Source organism: Corallococcus llansteffanensis (assembly GCF_003612055.1).
GTDB classification, from domain to species: Bacteria; Myxococcota; Myxococcia; order Myxococcales; family Myxococcaceae; genus Corallococcus; species Corallococcus llansteffanensis.
The window spans coordinates 1-14,774 of the sequence record NZ_RAWB01000227.1; the positions used below are offsets into that span (position 1 = coordinate 1).

The following is a 14,774-nucleotide window of genomic DNA, read 5'->3' on the forward strand; positions in this document are numbered from 1 at the left end:
GTGGAGGGCGCGGCGGCGAGGAGGGCGGCCAGCAGCAGGGGCTTCATGGAGGGCTCCAGGGAGACGTGACGGGACGTGGCTATCGCGCACGCGGGGTGGACTCAAGCCACACGCGGTCGTGGGCCCTCCCCGCCGGACAGAGCGGACCTCCAGCGCCCTGGCCTAGAGTGGGCGCCCTTTCCTGGGAGACCCATGGCTCGCGCTGCTCGCTTCCCCCACCTGTTGCTCCTCCTTCCGCTCCTCGCGCTGTCAGGCCCGGTGGCCTGTGGCGATGAGCCGGACACGACCCCTGACAGCGGCACCCAGGTCGAGGACGCGGGCACGGAGGACGCGGGCACGGAGGACGCCGGAACGGGCGCGGAGGACGCGGGCACCGACGGCGGCGTGGCGTGCACCCCGAGCGGCTGGGCCGAGGGGACGGCGGACCTGGCCGTCATCTCCGACACGTCGCTGGACCTCCTGGTCCGGCTGCGCGCCATCCCCGGGCTCACCGTGGAGGAGAACCCCAACGGGGCGAGGCTTCCCACGGGCTACCGCTTCTTCATCATGACGTTCAACCAGCCGCAAGACCACGCGCATCCGGAGTGCCAGCGCTTCGAGCAGCGCGTGACGCTGCTGCACGCGGCGGACACGAAGCCCATGGTGCTCCACACCGGAGGCTACGGCGTCTCCGTGGCCGCCAGTCGTTCGGAGCTCACGCAACTGCTGAGCGCGAACCAGCTGTCGGTGGAGCACCGCTTCTTCCCGCCCAGCATCCCGTCTCCCGCGGACTGGAGCCACCTCACCGTCCGCCAGTCCGCGGACGACTTCCACCGCCTCACCCAGGCGCTCAAGCTCCTCTACACCGGCAAGTGGGTGTCCACGGGCGCCAGCAAGGGCGGCGAGACGGTGGTGTTCTTCCGCCGCTACCACCCGGATGACGTGGACGCCACCGTGGCCTACGTGGCGCCCATCGCGCGCCGCGACGACGACCGCTTCCCGGCGTTCCAGGCGGTGGTCGGCGGCGAGGCCCAGGCGGCCTGCCGCGAGCGCCTGTGGGCCTTCCAGCGCGAGGTGCTCTCGCGCCGGGAGAAGATGCTGGAGCGGTACCGCGCCTACGCCGAGCAGGAGAAGCTGACGTTCACGCGGCTCGGCTTCGAGCTGGCGCTGGAGCACGCGGTCATCGAGACCTACTTCGCCTTCTGGCAGTACGACGCCCCGTCGCGCTGCAACCAGAGCATCCCCGACACCACCGCCACGGATGAGGTGCTCTTCGCCGCGATGGACTACGAGGTGGGGTTGGACAGCTTCTCCGACAAGGGCGTCGCGGGCTACGACGCCTACTACTACCAGGCGGCGCTGGAGCTGGGCTGGCCCCGCCCCTATGAGGAGCACCTGGGCGCGCTCATCCACCACCCGGGCACCGACACCGGGGACGTGTACTCGCCGCCCGGCATCCCGTTCGTCTTCCGGCCGGAGGCCATGCCGGACATCCAGGACTGGGTCTCCGTCCACGGCGAGCGCCTGATGTTCATCTACGGCAGCCTGGATCCGTGGACGTCGGCGGCCTACGTGACAGGCAACGCGCAGGACTCGTTCTTCTACACGGTGGAGGGTGGCAACCACGGCTCACGCATCACCCAGCTCCCCGCGGAACAGCAGCTCGCGGCGAAGGCGAACATCCACCGCTGGATGGGCATCGCCCCGCTGAAGCGCTCGCCGAAGGTCTCGCTCGCGGAGGAGCCGCCCACCTTCGCGCCGCACCTGCCGCCGCGGCTGCGCTCGGGCCTGCACCGCTAGGCAGAGGCACCGGCGCCCGCGCTTCGTTCAGCGACCCAGGGCGTACGGGCCGCCCTTCTCCACCGCGCGCTGGTACGCGGGGCGCGCGTGCAGGCGGTCGAGGTAGGCCGTCAGGTTCGGGTACTCGCCGAGCAGCCGGAACGCCTTCGCCGACTCCAGCACGAAGCTGTTCTGGATGTCCGCGCCCGTCAGCGTGGAGCCCACGAGGAACTCGCGGCCCTGGAGCGCGCCCTCCAGGTAGCCCAGGTGGTTCTTCAGCTCGGAGTCGATGCGCGGCCGCAGCGGGGAGCCGGCCTCGCCCAGCCGCTGCACGTAGAGCAGTTGCATGATGGGCAGCATCGCGGAGCCCTCCGCGAAGTGGAGCCAGTGCGTGTACGCGTCCTGGTCCTCGGGCGCGGGCGCCAGGCGTCCCTTCCCGTGACGGCGGATGAGCGTCTCCACGATGGCCCCGGACTCGGCCAGCACGCGACCGTCGTCCTCCACCACCGGCGACTTGCCCAGGGGGTGCACGGCCTTGAGCTCCGGCGGAGCCAGCCGCGTCTTCGCGTCGCGCTGGTAGCGGACGATTTCGTAGTCGACCCCCAGCTCCTCCAGGAGCCAGAGGATGCGCTGGGAGCGCGATTCGTTGAGGTGGTGGACCTTCAGCATGGAACAGGCTTACCGCAAGGGGGGCGCGAAGGGGACGCCCCCCTTGCGGCGGTGACTAGAACGCGACGCCGCTGGCGCGCTTGCCGGGCGAGCTGGTCGCGCTCGACACGGACGTGTGCAGCGTGAAGCTGCCGGTGGCGCTCGCGTCCGGGCTGCGGTTGGCGGACACGCCGTCCGTGCCCGCGAGCGACGAGGCGAGGGTGGCCGTGTCCACGGCCGTGCCCGACGCGTTCTTCAGCGTGACGGTGTCTCCGCTGTTGGACAGCCCCAGCGTGCCCGTGGACGCGGCCACCGCGCCCGCCGTGCCGGCAGGGATGCCCGCCGCGCCACCGAACACCACCACCGCCTTGCCCGCCGCCACGGTCGTGCCGCTGGCGAAGGTGTGGCGCACGCTCGCGCTGTCCGACACCGACCAGCCGCTCAGGTCCACCGCCGCGGTGCCGGTGTTGACCAGCTCCACGAACTCCCCGTTCACGTCCGAGCCCGCCTCGTTCAGCAGCACCTCGTTGATGAACACCTGGCCGGTGCCGCCACCACCGCCGGTGGTGATGGCGAAGGCGCCGTTGCTCAGGTCGTTGACGGAGGCGTCGCTCGCGTCGCTCACCCGCACCCAGGCGTTGGTGCTGGCGCTGCCGGGCACCGTCCACGTCACGCCGCCGGAGGACGCGCCCGTGCTCGCCGCCACGGACGACCAGGTGGAGCCGTTCAGCGAGTACTCCACCTTCACGTTGGAGACGCCGGACGAGCTCCAGGTGATGGTGTGCGAGGAGCCGCCCACCCAGCTCTCACCGCCGTTGGGAGACAGCACCGTCACCGCGCTGGAGGTCGTGCCGTCCCCCGGGACGAGGAAGTCCTTGATGACGCCCATGTGCTGCATGCCGGAGGCGCCGCTGTCGCCCGACAGCGCGGGAGAGATGTCCGACAGGGGCGAGTACACGCGCGTGTCCGCCACCAGCCCGTTGGCGAAGGTGCTGGAGCCGATGACGACCGACGTCTGGTAGGCGCGCAGGTCGCTGTCCACCAGCACGTGGTCATACGGCGAGTTGCGGCCCGCGTTGGTGTTGGTGTTGCCATTGCGGTCCGCCGGGTACGGCGACGCCGTCGACACCACCTGGGAGAAGGTGCTGAAGAGAGCCTCGCTGCGGCTGCCGCTGTTGAAGTCGCCGCCAATGGCCAGGAAGTCCCCCGCGGGCACGTTGGCGTTGATGAACTTCACCAGGTTGGAGGCCTCCGTGTTGCGGACGGAGGAGCTGGTCGTCAAGAGGTGCACGCTCACCACCCACAGGTCCTTGGGGCCCGGGATGTTGATGCGTGCCCAGGAGAAGTCCCGGTTGGACACCTGCGTGTCGTCCCACTCACCGGCCGCCACGATGGGGTAGCGGCTGATGATGCCGTTGGGAATCTGCGCCCCGGCCTCACGGAAGTACGAGAAGCCCGTGCCGAACGCGGTGTCGACGAAGCTGCGGATGTCCGCCGCAGAGTCCGTCTTGTAATTGAACTCCTGGATCATCACGACGTCCGCGTCGGTGCCCTGGAAGATGCGGATGCCGTGGCCCGGGTCGTAGTCCTGGCCGGTGCCGCTGCTCAGGTTGGCCGCCATCAGGCGCAGCCGCACGTTGGCCAGCCCGTCCTCGCGCGTCGCTACCTCCGGAGAGGCCTCGTCAGACGCCTCTGACTCCACCGGCCCGCCGCACGCGGTCAGCGCCGCGCACACCAACGTGAAGGACCACGCTCGCCAGGAACCGGCAGGACGCCGGAAGAGGTCTTGTTTCAGGCTCACGATGTTTCATCCTGCTCCCGGGAGAACCAGGAGCCGTAGGGGATTGGGACGTCACGGCAGCGCCGCGCACGCAGTATTCCGCGTACACGACGCCCTGCGCGTTTATCCGTCACAATCTTTGAAACGTTGCGTGAACCGGGCGTCAAGCACCCCGGGTCATATTTCACAATGTTACATGGCGGCGGTGGTGGACAGCGCGACGAAGGCGTAGCGGATGCCCTTGCCCAGGGTGACGAAGAAGACGAACGGCACGGGGCGGACGCCCACGAAGCCGCCGGCGATGACGAACGCGTCACCCAGGATGGGCAGCCAGGACATGAGGAGCGCGGGGGCGCCCCAGGTGCGCAGGTTCGCCTCGATGCGCTGCATGCGGGGGCCTTCCTTCGCCCTCCGCCGCGAGAACCAGCGCCCCACGGGCCCGCCGCCGCCGCGCGACACCCACTGGCCCAGGATGTAGAGCGTCACGGCGCCCAGCACGTTGCCCACGGTGGCCACGACGGTGGCCGTCACCGGCGGGGTGCCATTGTAGATGAGCGCGGCGAGCATCGCCTCGGAGGGCACCGGCACCACGGAGCCCGCGAGCATCGCGACGAAGAACATCCCGGGCAGGCCCCAGGTGGACAGTGTGGACGGCTCGGGCATGGGAGGTCCGGCCATACACCCGCGCCAGCCGTTCGTCTTGTCCCCCGTGGCGTCTCCTGCCCGCCGCCCTGCCCTCCGCCTTGCCCCTGGGGGCCAGGGGCTGTCCGCCTCCGGGGGCGGATCCGCTGGACGGGTTGTAGGCGCGGGTGGGGGTCCCCATCGTCCCAGGCATGCGACGACGCGCGCGGGAGCGGACAGGCATGCGGTCCATCGACACCGAGGACGAGCGGATCGCCTCCCTGCTCGTCGCCGACGACCCGGACCTGCCCTTCCAGGGCTCCCGGGACCTGGAGGTGCGGCTGCGAGACGGGCGCCGCTTCGTGCTCACCGTGCACACCCTGGAGGCGCTGGAGGAGCGACTGGGGGGCGCGCCGTCCTTCGTGGCGACCCGGCTCGTGGTGGTGCGGCGGATGTCGGATGGCGCGCTGATGCACGCGGTGCGCTCGGCACTGGACCAGGGCGTGGAGCGGTTCGGCACGCTCCAGCCGCTCATCGAAGAATGACGACGGCCCTGGACGCGGAGGTCTCGCTGTTCGCGCTCCCGCGGAGTGACGACCTCGCCCGTCCCGCGGCGCCGGCGGTGCTACAGGTCGGGCCTGCTTCCTCGCGGGGCTGGAAAGCCGACGCCGCGATGCGGCGGGAGCGGGACTTCCTCCGGGAAGCCAGAAGGCGTGGGTATGCTGCGCGCCCGATGGATGAACCCGGCCTGCAATATCCCGGAGAAGCCCTGCGCAGCTGGCTGCGCCAGTTCGCCAAGACGCCCGTGGCCGAGCCGACGTTGCGCCTGCTGGTCGTCCTGGCGGACACGGTGTTCTTCGCGAGCCTGGGCCGGGAGGAAGGCGAGGCCACGCGCGTGCGCATCGCCTACCACGCGCAGGGGTTGCCGGGCCTGCAGGCGGTGCGGGAGACGGTCTTCATCGGCGGCGCCCGGGGCCAACGGCAGGCGTGGGAGACGCTGCCGCTGGAGCCCAAGTCGAGCATCACCGACTTCAGCGTGGAGGCCTTGGTGAAGCTGGCGCCCGCCGCGCACCTGCCGCGCACGGCGGTGGTGGTGGGGCCGCGCGACGGGAAGCTGCGCATCCAGGGGCTGGCGCGACGGGTGGAGTACACGGAGTTCCACGCCGAGGGCGAGGAGGACGTCTTCATCCTCCACGCGCCCGAGCCGGGGCACCTGGTGGTGAGCACCCAGGGCCGCGAGGTGTTCCGCTACGAGCAGGGCGCGCCAGTGCCCCCGGGGCGGCGCGTGGCGTTGCACGACCTGCTCTTCCACGAGGACAGCGCGGTGCGCTCGGCGCTGCTGGAGCAGTGCGCCACGCTGGTGGAGTCGCTGCCGAAGGTGCAGCCGCTGATGGGCGGCAACCGCGAGTGGTACGTGTCCAACGCGGTGCAGGGCCTCATCCGGAAGATGGGGACGCTGCACCACGGCGGGCTGATTGCCTTCCTGCCCAAGCAGCACGACATGGAGCGCTTCCGCACGCGCGGCAAGTACAGCCTGCCGCCCGAGCAGGGCTCGCTGCTGCGCGAGCGGTTGAAGCGCTTCGTGCAGGCGCGGGCGGACCTCATCAACGGCGCGTGGCGCGCGGAGGCCGGGCGGGCCGCCGGGGCGGAGGCGCCAGAGGACCCGGAGCTGAAGAAGGCCGCCGCCGAACACGACGACAAGGTGACCGAGAGCGACTTCCAGGCGCTGGTGGAGAGCATCGGGCAGTTCACCGCGGTGGACAACGCGCTGGTGCTGGGGCCGGAGCTGGAGGTGCTCTGCGCGGGGTATCAGATCGCCATCCCGCGCAGCGGTCCGCCGCAGGTCTTCGAAGCGCGCACGCTCCAGGGGCGGCCCGGGCCGCACTACCCCATCAGCCAGCATGGTTCGCGCCACCGCGCCGCGGCCGTCTTCGCCAACCAGCACTCCGGCGCCATCGTGTTCGTCGCGTCCCAGGACGGCCCGGTCCGCTGCCTGCACCGGCCGCCCGGCAAGAAGAAGGTGCTGCTCTGGAGCCTCCTCCTCACGGAGGACTGAGCCCGCGGGGGAGCTCCCGGCACCTGGATGGGTACGCCTCGGGAATTGTCATGGTACAATCCGTGTTGCGTCCCATGACGCCTCCGTCCCAAGGAAGTCCATGACCCGCTCCACCTGGAAGCCGCGCCTGAAACGCTCCGGCGGGCCGCTGTATGCGGCGCTCGTCGACGCGCTCGCGGCGGACATCAGCGCCGGAAGGCTGCGCGCGGGGGACCGGCTGCCGACGCACCGGGAGCTGGCGGCCACGGTGGAGGCGTCCCTGGGGACGGTGACGCGGGCATATGCCGAAGCCGAGCGGCGGGGGCTCATCCGCAGCCAGGTGGGGAACGGGACGTTCGTGAGGGATTTGACGGAGGCGGACCCCTACTCGCCGCAGCTTGACCGGACGCGCATCGACCTGGGCCCCACGGCGGTGCCCATCGTGCCCGGGGACCTGGGGCACCTGTCGCTCGCCGCCGCGCTGACGCGCCTGGGGGGACGCGCGGACCTGGCCGCGCTCAGTGGCTATCAGGCGCACGCGGGCTCCGAGTCCCAGCGGGAGGCGGGGGCACGCTGGCTCGGGCTCGCGGGGGTGCCTGCGTCCACCGGGGAGGTCACGGTGTGCGGCGGGGCCCAGCATGGCACCCTGATGCTGTTGTCATTGCTGGCGACGCCCGAGGGCGTGCTGGTGGAGGACATCACCTATCCGGGGGTCCTCAGCGCGGCGGAGTGGCTCCGGCTGCCCACGCATCCGGTGGCGCTCGATGAGGACGGGCTGATTCCGGAGGCGCTCGCGGAGGCCTGCCGGAAGAGCGGTGCCCGGGTGCTCTATTGCACCCCGACGAATCACAACCCGACCACGGCGATCATGCCGTTGAAGCGGCGGCAGGCGCTCGTGGAGGTCTGCCGTGAGTTCGGCGTGACGATCATCGAGAATGGAGCGCTGGCGCCGCTCGTCGCGAAGGCGCCGCCGCCGCTCGTCGCGCTGGACCCGGGGCGGACGTATCACATTGGAAGTCTGTCCAAGGCGACCCTGCCCGCGTTGCGCGTGGGTTTCATCCGGGCCCCCGCCGAGGCCCGCCGGGCGCTGGAGCATGCGGCCGCGGCGACGGTCTGGTCCGGGTCGCCGCTGTTGAATGAGATTGCGTCGCAGTGGATTTCCGACGGCACGGCCGAGGCACTCCGCGACGCACGGCGGGCCGAAGCCACGGCCCGGCAATCCCTGGCGGCGTCCGTGTTGAAGGGCCACCCGTATATCGCGCATGCCACCGCGTACTTCCTGTGGATGCCCATTCCCGAGCACCGCCGGGCCACGGAGCTGGTCGAACAGGCCGCCGCGCGGGATGTGCTCCTGGGTCCGGGGCACCTGTTCGCGGCCCGGCCGGGCCATGCGCCCAATGCGCTCCGGGTCTCGCTGGGCGCGGCCAGCTCCCGCGCGGAGCTGGAGCGGGGGTTGAAGACGCTCGCGGAGCTGCTTGGCGCCTCATCCCCGACACCGCGCCGGATGACCTGACGTTCCCCTTCCCTCGCTGTCCCTGGAAGTGCCCATGACACCTCCTGTTTGCCTCCGTGGCGGCTTCGCGTCGCGTGCCCATGTCACGTTCCTGCTCCTGATTGGAATGGGTTTGTTCGCGCCCTCGAGGGTGATGGCGGATCCGCTCCAGGAGCGGCTCGACTTCTCCCATGCCTCGTTCCGGTTGCCGGATCGCATCCGCGACACCCTGAGCCCACCGCGGTGGCTGCCCGAGGGCGAACGGTTCGTGTACTGGTCCATGGTCGACCCGTATCGGGAGACCTGGGTGCTGGTCGATGCGCAGCGGAAGACCCAGCAGCCCCTGTTGCCACCGGAGGTGCTGCGCACCCAGCTCACGCAGCTGCTCGGGAAGCCGCCCACGGTGTCTGGCTTCATGCCCTTCACGCTCATGCCTGATGCGCGAGGGATTGCCTTTTCCGTGCAGGGAAAGGCGTTCACGCTGGGCCTGACCGACCGCCGCGTCGTGGCGCTCGCGCCCACGGATCCGGTCGCGCTGTCGCTCGTTCCCGGAAATGCCCTGTCGCCGGATGGCAAGGCGGTCGCGGAGCAACGGGAGGCCGGGTTCGCGGTGGTGGACGCTCAGGGGAAGGTCCGGGTGGAGCGCACCGGCACGGAGGACAACGCGTGGCGGGTGCCCGAGTCGGCGTGGTCGCCCCAGGGTCGGTTCCTGGCGGTCTGGCGCGAGGACACCCGGGGCATGCACCAGCTTCCGCTGGTCGACTACAGCACGGCGTTGGAGAAGGTGACCTGGGCGCCCTATTCCAAGACAGGCACGCCCCTGATGCGCGCGGAGCTGCACGTCATCGCGGTGGAGTCGGGGCAGGTGGTGGCCGTGCCGCGCGCGGAGACGGAGGGCTATGAATGGTTCGCGGGCTGGCGTCCGGACGGACGGGAGGCGCTCGTGCTCCAGCTCTCGCGGGACGGCAAGCGGCTGGACCTGGTGGCGGTGGAGCCGACGACGGGCCAGCGCCGGCACGTGCTGCGGGAGGAGCGCCCGGAGACGTTCGTGGGGGCGCTCGACTTCGCGGTGGAGGGGTGGTCTCGGCAGGTGAAGCCCCTGCCGGACAACCAGCACTTCCTCTGGATGTCGGAGCGGGACGGCTGGCGTCATGTCTATCTGTATGACTATTCGGGCAAGCTCGTGCGGCAGGTCACCCGGGGCCCGTTCCCGGTCCACGCGGTGTTGGGCGTGGCGCCCAAGGGAGACACCGTCTTCGCGCTGGCCTCCGCGGAGCGTGAGGCTCCGTATGACCGGCTTGTGTACCGGGTGGCCATGACGGGAGGAGACCTGAAGCGCCTGTCCCCGGAGCCCGGAGTGCACCGGGTGGTGATGTCTCCCTCCACGCGGTACTTCGTGGATGGGCACTCCACCCGGACGCAGCCGAGGGTCTGGGATGTCGCCTCGACGGACGGGCGGGCGTCCTTCCGCTACGCGAAGGCGGACGCGAGCGCGTTGGCGGCGTTGCACTACACACCGCCGGAGCCGCTCACGGTCAAGGCGGCAGACGGCACCACGCCGCTGTATGGCGTGCTGTACAAGCCGTGGGACTTCGACCCGAAGAAGCGCTACCCGGTGCTCGACATCATCTACGCGGGACCGTTCACGACGGTGGTGCCCTGGGGGTATGCGGGTAGCGTCGAGTCGTTCGTCGCCCATTCGATGGCACAGCTCGGGTTCGTCGTCATGGTGCTGGACGCGCGGGGTACGCCGGGGCGGAGCAAGGCGTTCCAGGACGTGAACTACGGGCGCGTGGGCCAGACGGAGATTCCGGACCACGTAGCGGCCTTGAAGCAGGCGGGCGCGAGCCGGCCCTATATGGACCTGGAGCGGGTGGGCATCCATGGCCATTCCTGGGGCGGCTACTTCGCGCTGCGGGGGATGCTGACAGCGCCGGAGTTCTTCAAGGCAGGCTACGCGGGAGCACCGGGTGCGCTGACGGAGGAAGCCCTCATCAACGAGCCCAACATGGGCCTGCTCGCGGAGAATCCGGAGGGTTACGCGGCGGGCTCCAATGAGGCGCTTGCGGGGAAGCTCCAGGGGGCGCTGAAGATGATGCACGGCACCAGCGATGTGAATGCGTCGCTGTCCACGACGATGCGGATGGCCCAGGCGCTGGTGCGCGCGAACAAGCACTTCGACCTGTTGATCATGCCCGGTGAGGGACACAGCCCCAACGGGCCCGAAGGTCGGTACTACCTGGACGACATCCGTCGGTTCTTCCTCCGGGAGCTGGGCGAGCCCCGCTGAGCGGGCCCGGGTTTGCTGTTAGCGTGCCGCCGCGGCGGAAGTGACTGCGAGGCGGACATGAAGCGGCTGGGGTGGGCGCTGCTGCTGGGAATGCTCGTGTCGGGCTGCGCGACGACGCGGGTCGTGAGCCTGGAGACGGACGACGGCGTTCGCACCGTCGTCACGCCGGTTGAAGCCGAAGGGGCCTCGCCCGCCGCGGCCCGGCTCGGGGATGACGAATTCAAGACGGCTGTGGAGACGCTCGCACGGGAGGTCCGGCCATCTGCCCATCCCCTGCGGGAGGCCCGCGAGCTGTTCGGGCTGCCCGAGCGGAGCGGCCTGTATGGCTTCAGGGCGCGGACCCGGCAGATTGTTCCCCTGGGCGAGCAGGAGGTGCGCGACCTGCACCTGCTGGATGCCTCCGACGACCTGACGCGCGGCTACAAGCGCTGGTGCGCCCACAAGAAGCAGGAGGGGGATTGCCTGCGGCTGCTGGAAGAGGGGCCGTTGTTGGGAAGCGACGGCCGCTATGCGCTGGCGATGGCGGTCGCGATGGATTCGGTGTGGCGCGAGACGTCCGAGGCCCTGGAAGACCTGGCGAGTCCCCAGGCGGTGCTGGCCACGGTGACCTCCGCCGTGACGATGTACCTGTTGCTCTGGGCCCTGCCGGAGCCCGTGTCCAAGGGGCTCGCCGCCCTGATGACAGCCACGGCGATTGCGTACCTGGGCGTGGACACGGTGTGGCGCATCCTGGACGGCTGGGTGACCCTGGTGCGCCACGTGGACCAGGCCACGACGTTTGTCGAGGTGCGCGACGCGGGTGAAGCCTACGGGGAGGTGCTGGGCGAGAACGCGGCGCGAATCTTCGTGATGCTGGCGACCGCGGCCGTGGGCAATACGGCGGGGCTCGCGACGAAGGTGCAGGGGCTGCCGGGGTCCGCGCAGGCCGCGCTCGCGGTGGAGACACAGGCGGGGTTCCAATACGTCGCCCTGGGAAGCGTGCGCTCCGTGGCGATGACGGCCGAGGGATTCACCGTGGCGCTCGCGCCCAACGCACTCGCGATGTCATCGCGCCGTGGGCCTCCGCAGCGCCATCATCTGGCCACCCTCCGGAATGAGAAGTCCTCCAACAACGGTGGGCCGTGGACACCGATCTTCCGGAAGCTCTTCAAGAAGGCTGGAATGGAGCTGAAGGACCCGGAGAACATCGTGGAGGTCCAGGGGCACCGGGGGCCGCATCCACGGGAATACCATGAGCTCGTGATGAGGCGGTTGAGCAGTGCCACAAGAACCTGCCGGACCGTGGTGCAATGTCGCGAGGCCCTGACGAGTGCGCTTCAGGATCTCGCCAAGGAAGCCAATGCCCCGGGAACACTCCTCAACAATCTTCTGACATCACGCAAGGCACGCTGAGTACCAACAATATGGCTGCTCGATTCTTTGACCTGGGAGCGGACGTTCAGGAGGGAAATTGGTACCTGGACGACCCTGCCGATATGAACTCGATAGAGGTCGACAACCCCTGGATGTTCGGAGAGGGAGAGCCGGTTCACCTGACAGACCGCCTCCGGGTTCCCATCCTTGAGCCTGGAAGGCCCCAGGATTTCTCGCTGGCGGGAGTGGGCCTGACGCCCATCATCCATGTCAAGCTCGCGAACGTGCTCATGGAGCAGGCTGCCGACGACGTGCAGCTCATCCCCGTCGACATCCCGAAGCAACCGGACCAGTACGTCCTCCTGGTCGCGACCAAGCTCATCCGCTGCATCAATGAACAGGCCTCCGAGGAGATCCGCTTCTGGGAAGCGAAGCACGGTCAGCCGGAGAGGATCGGCGAGTACCGCTCCGTCTACGGCATGCGCATCGACAAGTCGAAGGTAGGCGACACCCAGCTCTTCCGCCCCTGGGGCTGGAAGGTCGCCCTCATCGTCTCCGAAGACCTCAAGACCGCACTGGAGCGCACCGGCGCCACCGGCATGCACTTCACCGAGGTATAGCGCCCAAGCACGCACTCTTTGAGAGCTGTTACCGTGACGCCCTGACTGCGAGGCGGACATGAAGCGGCTGGAGTGGGCGCTGCTGCTGGGAATGCTCGTGTCAGGCTGTGCGACGACGCGGGTCGTGAGCCTGGAGACGGACGATGGCGTTCGGAGCGTCGTCACGCCACGCGAGGTCGAAGGGGCCTCGCCCGCCGCGGCCCGGCTCGGGGATGACGAATTCAAGACGGCCGTGGAGACGCTCGCACGGGAGGTCCGGCCATCTGCCCATCCCCTGCGGGAGGCCCGCGAGCTGTTCGGGCTGCCCGAGCGCAGCGGCCTGTATGGCTTCAGGGCGCGGACCCGGCAGATTGTTCCCCTGGGCGAGCAGGAGGTGCGCGACCTGCACCTGCTGGATGCCTCCGACGACCTGACGCGCGGCTACAAGCGCTGGTGCGCCCACAAGAAGCAGGAGGGGGATTGCCTGCGGCTGCTGGAAGAGGGGCCATTGTTGGGAAGCGACGGCCGCTATGCGCTGGCGATGGCGGTCGCGATGGATTCGGTGTGGCGCGAGACGTCCGAGGCCCTGGAAGACCTGGCGAATCCCCAGGCGGTGCTGGCCACGGTGACCTCCGCCGTGACGATGTACCTGTTGCTCTGGGCGCTGCCAGAGCCCGTGTCCAAGGGGCTCGCCGCCCTGATGACGGCCACGGCGATTGCGTACCTGGGCGTGGACACGGTGTGGCGCATCCTCGACGGGTGGGTGAGCCTGGTGCGCCACGTGGACCAGGCCACGACATTCGTCGAGGTGCGCGACGCGGGTGAAGCCTACGGGGAGGTGCTGGGCGAGAACGCGGCGCGAATCTTCGTGATGCTGGCGACCGCGGCCGTGGGCAATACGGCGGGGCTCGCGACGAAGGTGCAGGGGCTGCCGGGGTCCGCGCAGGCCGCGCTCGCGGTGGAGACACAGGCGGGGTTCCAATACGTCGCCCTGGGAAGCGTGCGCTCCGTGGCGATGACGGCCGAGGGATTCACCGTGGCGCTCGCGCCCAACGCGCTCGCGATGTCATCGCGCCGTGGGCCTCCCCAGCGCCATCATCTGGCCACCCTCCGGAACGAGAAGTCCTCCAACAACGGTGGGCCGTGGACACAAAGGTTCAGGGACCTTTTCAAGCAAGCTGGGATGGACTTGAAGGACCCTGAAAACATTGTCGTGGTCAAAGGCCATCAGGGACCTCACCCGCGCGCGTACCATGAGCTGGTGATGCAGCGGATAACCTCAGCCATGCAAGGCTGCCGTACCGTGGTGAGCTGTCGCCAGGCGCTGACAGGCGTGCTTCAGGAACTGGCCGAAGAGGCCTCTACGGCGGGCACCACCATCAATAGGCTCCTGACCTCGCCCAAGGGGCGCTAGATACCGCGCATGGCTGCTCGATTTTTCGAACTCTCGGAGGACGTCCAGGACGGCACCTGGCTTCTGGAGCCACCCTGGAACGAGCTACGTCATGAGGAAGAGGATCCCTGGATGTTCGGGAAGGGACGTCCTGTCCACGTCGAGGGTCGCCTGACCGTTCGTCTCAGCGAAGCAGGCAGGCCGCTGGATTTCTCCCTGATACCCGTGGGCCTGACGCCCATCATCCACGTCAAGCTCGCGAACGTGCTCATGGAGCAGGCTGCCGACGACGTGCAGCTCATCCCCGTCGACATCCCGAAGCACCCGGATCAGTACGTCCTTCTGGTCGCGACCAAGCTCATCCGCTGCATCAATGAGCAGGCCTCCGAGGAGATCCGCTTCTGGGAAGCGAAGCACGGTCAGCCGGAGAGGATCGGCGAGTACCGCTCCGTCTACGGCATGCGCATCGACAAGTCGAAGGTAGGCGGCACCCAGATCTTCCGCCCCTGGGGCTGGAAGGTCGCCCTCATCGTCTCCGAAGACCTCAAGACCGCACTGGAGCGCACCGGCGCCACCGGCATGCACTTCACCGAAGTGTAGCGCCCTACTCGCGCGCGAAGTTGCCCTCCCGCCCCGGTGCCGCCAAAGCCATCCCCAGCGCCGCGACGGTCGTGAGCCCCGCGGCGATGGCGAACTGCAGCGCGAAGTGCCCCCGCGCCAGGGACAGCGCCGCCACCGCCAGCGAACCACCCAACAGCCGCATCGAATACAGCGTGCTCGTCACGATGCCCCGGTACTGCCACGG

12 protein-coding genes and 1 pseudogene are annotated in these 14,774 nt (G+C 69.5%); 9 read left to right on the forward strand and 4 right to left on the reverse strand.

Annotated features, from left to right (window positions below; translation table 11 throughout):
• The first annotated feature begins 192 nt into the window (after positions 1-192).
• Positions 193-1,779, forward strand: coding sequence for a S28 family serine protease (locus D7V93_RS21215; protein WP_120645149.1), 1,587 nt, complete (start codon positions 193-195; stop codon positions 1,777-1,779).
• 27 nt (positions 1,780-1,806) lie between these two features.
• Here D7V93_RS21215 and D7V93_RS21220 read toward each other — a convergent pair whose 3' ends face one another.
• From D7V93_RS21220 to D7V93_RS21230, 3 genes are all read right to left on the reverse strand, one after another.
• Positions 1,807-2,427: a glutathione S-transferase family protein gene (locus D7V93_RS21220; protein ID WP_120645150.1), complete on the reverse strand. Its 621-nt coding sequence runs from the start codon at positions 2,425-2,427 to the stop codon at positions 1,807-1,809.
• A 55-nt stretch (positions 2,428-2,482) separates the two neighbouring features.
• Positions 2,483-4,207 (reverse strand): lamin tail domain-containing protein, encoded by a 1,725-nt coding sequence (locus D7V93_RS21225; protein ID WP_120645151.1) that lies wholly within the window; start codon positions 4,205-4,207, stop codon positions 2,483-2,485.
• Between the two features lie 171 nt (positions 4,208-4,378).
• Entirely contained in the window at positions 4,379-4,849 is a 471-nt protein-coding gene (locus tag D7V93_RS21230; protein ID WP_120645152.1) for a YqaA family protein, read from the reverse strand.
• 200 nt (positions 4,850-5,049) lie between these two features.
• Here D7V93_RS21230 and D7V93_RS21235 point away from each other — a divergent pair, with 200 nt between their 5' ends.
• The 8 genes from D7V93_RS21235 (at position 5,050) to D7V93_RS21265 (ending at position 14,569) form a co-directional block, all read left to right on the forward strand.
• Entirely contained in the window at positions 5,050-5,352 is a 303-nt protein-coding gene (locus D7V93_RS21235; protein WP_120645153.1) for a hypothetical protein, read from the forward strand.
• 188 nt (positions 5,353-5,540) lie between these two features.
• Entirely contained in the window at positions 5,541-6,863 is a 1,323-nt protein-coding gene (locus D7V93_RS45045) for a putative sensor domain DACNV-containing protein (protein WP_158623807.1), read from the forward strand.
• A gap of 100 nt (positions 6,864-6,963) precedes the next feature.
• Positions 6,964-8,355, forward strand: a complete 1,392-nt coding sequence (locus D7V93_RS21240) for an aminotransferase-like domain-containing protein (RefSeq protein WP_158623808.1) — start codon at positions 6,964-6,966, stop codon at positions 8,353-8,355.
• Positions 8,356-8,389: 34 nt separating this feature from the next.
• Positions 8,390-10,624, forward strand: a complete 2,235-nt coding sequence (locus D7V93_RS21245) for a S9 family peptidase (RefSeq protein WP_120645155.1) — start codon at positions 8,390-8,392, stop codon at positions 10,622-10,624.
• Between the two features lie 57 nt (positions 10,625-10,681).
• Positions 10,682-12,016: an AHH domain-containing protein gene (locus D7V93_RS21250; RefSeq protein WP_120645156.1), complete on the forward strand. Its 1,335-nt coding sequence runs from the start codon at positions 10,682-10,684 to the stop codon at positions 12,014-12,016.
• Between the two features lie 206 nt (positions 12,017-12,222).
• Positions 12,223-12,597, forward strand: a complete 375-nt coding sequence (locus D7V93_RS21255; RefSeq protein ID WP_341870950.1) for an imm11 family protein — start codon at positions 12,223-12,225, stop codon at positions 12,595-12,597.
• Positions 12,598-12,655: 58 nt separating this feature from the next.
• Positions 12,656-13,990, forward strand: a complete 1,335-nt coding sequence (locus D7V93_RS21260) for an AHH domain-containing protein (protein ID WP_120645158.1) — start codon at positions 12,656-12,658, stop codon at positions 13,988-13,990.
• Between the two features lie 204 nt (positions 13,991-14,194).
• Positions 14,195-14,569, forward strand: a complete 375-nt coding sequence (locus D7V93_RS21265) for an imm11 family protein (protein WP_341870951.1) — start codon at positions 14,195-14,197, stop codon at positions 14,567-14,569.
• A gap of 4 nt (positions 14,570-14,573) precedes the next feature.
• On the opposite strand, the pseudogene D7V93_RS21270 reads toward D7V93_RS21265, so the two are convergent.
• Positions 14,574-14,774 (reverse strand): annotated as a pseudogene (locus D7V93_RS21270) (hypothetical protein); the annotation flags it as partial.